The sequence below is a fragment of the Nitratidesulfovibrio liaohensis genome, from assembly GCF_011682075.1.
GTDB classification, from domain to species: Bacteria; Desulfobacterota; Desulfovibrionia; order Desulfovibrionales; family Desulfovibrionaceae; genus Cupidesulfovibrio; species Cupidesulfovibrio liaohensis.
Genome location: NZ_VSMK01000162.1, coordinates 1 through 5,511 on the forward strand (window position 1 = coordinate 1; position 5,511 = coordinate 5,511).

Genomic DNA, 5,511 nt, shown 5'->3' on the forward strand with positions numbered 1-5,511 from the left:
CGGTGCCGCCGGGCACCTGGCCAGCGTGGCCCGCGAGTACGGCGTGCCCGCCCTGTTCGGGTTGCCCCGCGCCGCCGAACTTCTGGAGCATGCGGGCATCGTCACCGTGGACGCGGACAACCGCCGCGTGCACCCCGGCCGCATCGAAGATATTCTGGGCCACGCCCCGCGCCGCAACCTTATGGAGGGTAGCCCCGTGCACACCGCGCTGTCCGAAGCCGCGCGGCTGGTGCTGCCCCTGAACCTGCTGGACCCGGAGTCGCCACAGTTCGCCCCCGCCCATTGCCGCACCCTGCACGACATCACCCGCTTCTGCCACGAGAAGTCCGTGGAGGTGCTGTTTGGCGTGTCCGATCACATGGGCGCCACCGGCTCCGGCACCCAGCGTCTGGGCAAGCAGTTGCGGGTCAACGGCACCAAGCTGCAATACTGGCTGCTGGACATCGACGGCGGGTTCCGCAAGCCTGTGCCCGGCCCCGTGGTGGATCTGGCCGACATCGCCTCCGCGCCCATGCTGGCCCTGTGGGACGGCATGACCGCCGTGCCCTGGGCCGGGCCGCCTGCCACTGACGCGCGCGGGTTCCTGTCCGTCATGATGGAATCCACCGTGAACCCGGACCTGGAACCCACCGCCGCCACCACCCTGGCCAACCGCAACTTTCTCATGATCTCGCGCGACTACTGCAATCTTCAGGCGCGCTTCGGCTACCACTTCTGCACCGTGGAAGCCATGGCCGCCGACAACCCGCACGAAAACTACGTGACCTTCCAGTTCAAGGGCGGTGCCGCCAGCGCCGACCGCCGCACCCTGCGCGCCCGTTTCGTGGGCGAGGTGCTGGAAGCACGCGGCTTCCGCGCAGACGTCAAGGACGACGCCCTGTTCGCCTCCCTCGAAGGCTTGCCCAAGGAGCGCATCCTCACCCTGGTGCGCGGCGTGGGCTACCTGCTCATCCATACCCGCCAGATCGACATGGTGGCCCACAACGAACGCGTGTTCGGCCCCATCCGCGACCGCATCGCCGCCGACCTCGCCAGGATCGCCCCTGTCGCCGGGTAGTCATCTGATTTCTTAAAGAGATTGAACGGGGAATAACCGGGGAAAGAAACCTTTTAAAAAAGGTTTCTTTCCCCGGACCCCTATCTTCCAAAACTTTTCAATTGGGTGGGGTTTGTAATTCTAGTCGGATGCTCATGTTACGCCATGGCAACTGCGTGTGCACTACGCATAAAAAACCCCTCCCCCCCTAACAAAAAGTTTGGGGGGGAGGGGGCCGGGGAGGGAGACCTTTTTCAAAAGGTCCCCTCCCCGGTTTCCTTTTTGGGAATAGTCAGTAAATGCGGGTCTACAACCGCTTGGCCACTTCGTCCCAGTTCACCAGCTTGTCGAAGAAGGCCTGGACGTAGTCGGGGCGCTTGTTCTGGTAGTCCAGGTAGTAGGCGTGTTCCCACACGTCGATGGTGAGGATGGGGGTATAGCCTTGGGTGATGGGATTTTCGGCGTTGCCGGTCTTCAGTACCTTCAGCACGTCCTTGCCGTTTTCGCGGCCCTTGGCCAGCCAGGCCCAGCCGCTGGCGAACTGGGTTTTGGCGGCGTCGGAAAGCTGGGTAATGCAGGCGTCAACGGAGCCGAAGGCGGCGGACAGGGCGTCGGCCACCTTGGCGGGGGGCATGCCGCCGCCGCCGGGCTTCATGCCTGCCCAGTAGAAGGTGTGGTTCCAGGACTGGGCGGCGTTGTTGAACAGCCCGGCCTTGGCCGGGTCACCCGCCACGGATTTGATGACGTCTTCCAGTTTCATGGTGGCCATGGGAGTGCCTGCCACGGCCTTGTTCAGGTTGCCGTAGTAGGCGGCCGTGTGCTTGCCATAGTGGAACGAGATGGTGCGCGCGCTGATGGCGGGCTCCAGACCGTTTTCAGGGTAGGGCAGCGGCGGCATGGGAAAGGCGTCGGGAGCGTCGGCGGCGTGGGCAACGGTGGGGCCCAGCAGGCGGGTGCCGGCGGCCACGACGGCTGCCGAGGCGCACAGGGACATGAAGCAGCGACGGGTGAAGCTGGACGGCATGGCGTTCTCCTTGCGGATGAAGGTGGGCCGCGCCGAGCCCCCGGAGTGTGAAACGGGGACGGTGCGGCGGAACGGGGCACATGCAGGCCCCGTGGATACCGGATGCCGAGGCCCGCAGGGTGCGCAGGGAAGGCGGAGAACCCGGCAAGGGCCGGGGGTGCGGGCGATTACCGTCACCATAGCACAACGTGTACATGGTGCAACAGGCAGGTGTGGTGCGTGGCAGGCGGCTGCTGCGGGCAACTGGCGGGACGCGGGGGCGCGTGGCGAATCGCGTCCGGAAAACGGAACGGCCCCCCGCACAGGTGCGGGGGGCCGTGGTCGTCAAGAGAGCATGCCCGTCAGGCAGTGGCCGACGACGCCGGTGCGGCGTGCGCTAGGCTTCCTGCTTGATCTTGGACTTCTTCATGGTCAGGCCGATGCCGTCGAACAGTTCGAAGATGGCGAAGCCGTACCACACGGTATACAGCACGTAGAAGATCAGCAGGCCGACCATCACGCCCATCTTGTCCATGACCTTGGCGGCGGGGATGCCGTAGAAGTTGTAGCCGGTTTCAACGGCGCGCTTCAGCACCGCGTCCACCACGTTGGCTTCTTCCACCATCTTGTTCTTCTGCAGGGCCTTGATCATGGGGTTCAGGCCTTCCCACCAGGCTTCCATGACCACCATGTGGTCCATGCCCGCGTAGCGCGCGGCAACGGCCTTGCCGTCGTTCTTGTACATGGCGTCGGCGTCGGCCACGGCGGCGGCAAGCAGGGTGCCCAGGTCGCCCTGCACCTTCAGGGTGGCACCGTCGGCGGTGGCGGTGATGCCGGCAGCGGCGAACACCTTGGCGGCGTCTTCGGCCTTCTTGGAGGTGTAGGCCACTTCAACCGTCTTGCCCTTCAGCGGATCGACGCGCTTTTGCACTTCGGGGATGAAGTAGGACGAGCCCTTGGACAGCTTGTTGAACAGGTCGTCCGAGTATTCCAGGCCGTTCATGGCCTTGCCGCCGTCACCGGGGAAGAGCGGCATGAAGATCATGAAGAAAACCGCGCAGAAGGAGCCCATGAGCAGCAGGCCCTTCATGAAACTGCTCTTGCTATGGATAAGCATGTTACGCCTCCGCTCTCAGCTTGCCGATGTTGGCGAAGAACTTGCCGAACACCCAGGCACCAAAGATGGCAACCACCACCCAGAACACGATGTTGCCCACGAACTCGATGTTGTTCACCAGTTCCTTGGACATGGAGATCATTTCCAGCTCCACCATCTTCTTGGGCAGGGTGGCCACGCGGTTGATGAAGCCCGCGATGATCGACATGGCGTAGAAGCCGCGGATGTGGATGCCCTTGACCACCTTGGTGGTCAGCGCGCCCACCTGGATGCCCAGGAGCGAGCCGATCAGCATGCCCATGGCCAGGGTGTAGAACACGTAGCCGTAGATGGCGTACTGGGCGATGGCGCCGAGACCGGCGGTGAAGATGATCTGGAGGATGTCGGTACCCACGGTGGTCATGGACGACACGCCGAAGATGTACACGAACATGGGGAAGGTGATGAAGCCGCCGCCCACGCCCATGATGGCCGCCAGGATGCCCACCACCACGCCGCCCGCGGCGACGATCCAGCCGGAGATGCGACGGCCGCCGGGCACGAGGTCTTCGTCGAAGGTGATCATGGGGGGCACGTTCATGGCCTGCAACTTGACGGACAGGCCCGTAGCGCCGCTGCTGCCGCCGTGGGCATCACCGCCGCCGCCGGAACGGCTGGACTTGATGAAGTCGAACAGGGCGTAGAAGCCCAGGAAGCCCAGCAGCACCGCGTAGATGGAGCTGATGAACATTTCGGACAGCAGCGGGTCCTTGTTGTACAGGCCTTTGTTGATGGCCCCGCCGATGAACGTGCCCGCGCCCGACCCCACCAGGAAGGCGATGGCCAGCTTCACCGACACGTTGCCCAGCTTCTTGTGCACCGTGGTGCCCATGATGGCCTTGGCGAAGATGTGGAACAGGTCGGTGCCCACGGCCAGGATGCCCTTGACCCCAGCGGCCATGAGGGCGGGCGTGATGATGAAGCCGCCGCCCGCGCCTATGCAGCCGGTGATGAGGCCGGCGGCCAGGCCCACCGCGATGGACACCAGGAAGATCTTGGTGGAGTAGAACGCGGGCGCGTAGGCGGTCTTGCTGCCCAGCATGGAGCCCGCCTCGGCAAAGCTGAACATCAGGATCGGCAGCAGCAGGATGCCGAGGATGATCAGCTTCTTCCGGTTCTTGATGATGGACGTGGAGACCTCGATATCCCACTGTGCGTGGGCGATGGAACTCGCCTTCAGGAATTCGAAGACTTGTCTTGGAAAGCTCATGGTTCCTCCGTGAAACGCGATGCGTGATGCATACCCTTTACCCAGCCTCCGCCCCCGTGCACCCCTTGCGGCACAGTGGGCGCCCGGGAATTAGCAACGGTTGTGCCAAAAGGGGCGAACGCAAGGTGTCTTCTGTATTACACTGAAAATAAAGAATATATTCCGTGGAGTGCCGTGCGGGACTGCCCCGGTTGCGGAAACGGGCCTGCCCCGGGTCTGCCGCTGTCCGGAATTTTTGCGCTCCCCTCGCAAAGCGGCCACGGACGTCGCCTTGTGGGGGGGGCGACTGCCGCCGTCCGCCCGGGAGGCCACCGCAATGCGGAGTCTTTCTTTTGCGTGGTCGTGGCGGCTGTTTTGTAAAATATCATGTAATAAAAGTTGAATACGTGTAGTGTGGCGCCCCGTTCGGATTGCGGTTCGTGCCCGCCGTCCGGTAGCAAGGCCGGGTGTCAGCTTTTTTTACACGGCAGCAAGGAATCTGGCGTCCGGGTGGTTACGGAGAGGGCGGCCGTGCGCCCGCGTGGCCGGTCCGGTCAGGCCGCCAGGCATCCGGTCCCGTCAGCCCCGCGAACGGGGGGCCCGGCCCTTGGTCCTGTACAGACCGGGCCGGACGCGCTACGTGAGCACCATGCCCATACACGCCATCATCTTCGATCTGGATGGTACCCTGCTGGACACGCTGGAGGATCTGGCCGACGCGGCCAATGCCTGCCTGGTGGCCCAGGGGTTTTCCGCACACCCCGTGGACGCCTACCGCCAGTTCGTTGGCGACGGGGTGGAAACCCTGTTCCGCCGGGCGCTGCCACCCGGCACCCCGGGAGCCGCCACCGAACGGGCCGTGGCCGCCCTGGTGGCCCGCATGCGCGACGAATATGGCGCGCGCTGGTCGGCCAAGAGCGCGCCGTATCCCGGAATCCGCGAACTGCTGGCCGCGCTGGCCCCCGCCGGGCTGCCGCTGGGCGTGCTGTCCAACAAGCCGCACGCCTTCACCCGGCTGATGGTGGGCAGCTTCTTCAACGGTGCGGACAGCGGCGCGGCTGCCGCCCCAGGCGGCTCACCAGTCACCGATGACGGGCCGCTGGGGCCGTTCGCCGTGGTGGCCGGGG

General features: G+C 64.7%; 5 protein-coding genes. 2 read left to right on the top strand and 3 right to left on the bottom strand.

Annotated features, from left to right (window positions below; all coding sequences use genetic code 11):
• A partial coding sequence (locus FVW27_RS06730) for a PEP-utilizing enzyme (protein ID WP_243838260.1) occupies positions 1–1,057 on the top strand: 1,057 nt, incomplete at its 5' end.
• A gap of 286 nt (positions 1,058–1,343) precedes the next feature.
• Here FVW27_RS06730 and FVW27_RS06735 read toward each other — a convergent pair.
• The 3 genes from FVW27_RS06735 to FVW27_RS06745 all read right to left on the bottom strand — a co-directional run bounded on the left by FVW27_RS06735 (position 1,344) and on the right by FVW27_RS06745 (position 4,405).
• Positions 1,344–2,060, bottom strand: coding sequence for a superoxide dismutase (locus FVW27_RS06735; RefSeq protein ID WP_167123798.1), 717 nt, complete (start codon positions 2,058–2,060; stop codon positions 1,344–1,346).
• Positions 2,061–2,436: 376 nt separating this feature from the next.
• Positions 2,437–3,156, bottom strand: coding sequence for a hypothetical protein (locus FVW27_RS06740; protein ID WP_167123800.1), 720 nt, complete (start codon positions 3,154–3,156; stop codon positions 2,437–2,439).
• A gap of 1 nt (position 3,157) precedes the next feature.
• Complete coding sequence (locus tag FVW27_RS06745) at positions 3,158–4,405, bottom strand: sulfite exporter TauE/SafE family protein (protein WP_012613102.1); 1,248 nt, start codon at positions 4,403–4,405, stop codon at positions 3,158–3,160.
• A 628-nt stretch (positions 4,406–5,033) separates the two neighbouring features.
• Between FVW27_RS06745 and FVW27_RS06750 the strand changes: the two genes are divergently transcribed.
• The coding region (locus FVW27_RS06750; protein WP_167123802.1) for an HAD family hydrolase at positions 5,034–5,511 on the top strand (478 nt) is incomplete at its 3' end.

Bases quoted from the DNA above. Each gene is read 5' to 3' on its own strand.
- FVW27_RS06735 (WP_167123798.1), bottom strand. From the start codon at position 2,060: ATGCCGTCCAGCTTCACCCGTCGCTGCTTCATGTCCCTGTGCGCCTCG.
- FVW27_RS06740 (WP_167123800.1), bottom strand. From the start codon at position 3,156: ATGCTTATCCATAGCAAGAGCAGTTTCATGAAGGGCCTGCTGCTCATG.
- FVW27_RS06745 (WP_012613102.1), bottom strand. From the start codon at position 4,405: ATGAGCTTTCCAAGACAAGTCTTCGAATTCCTGAAGGCGAGTTCCATC.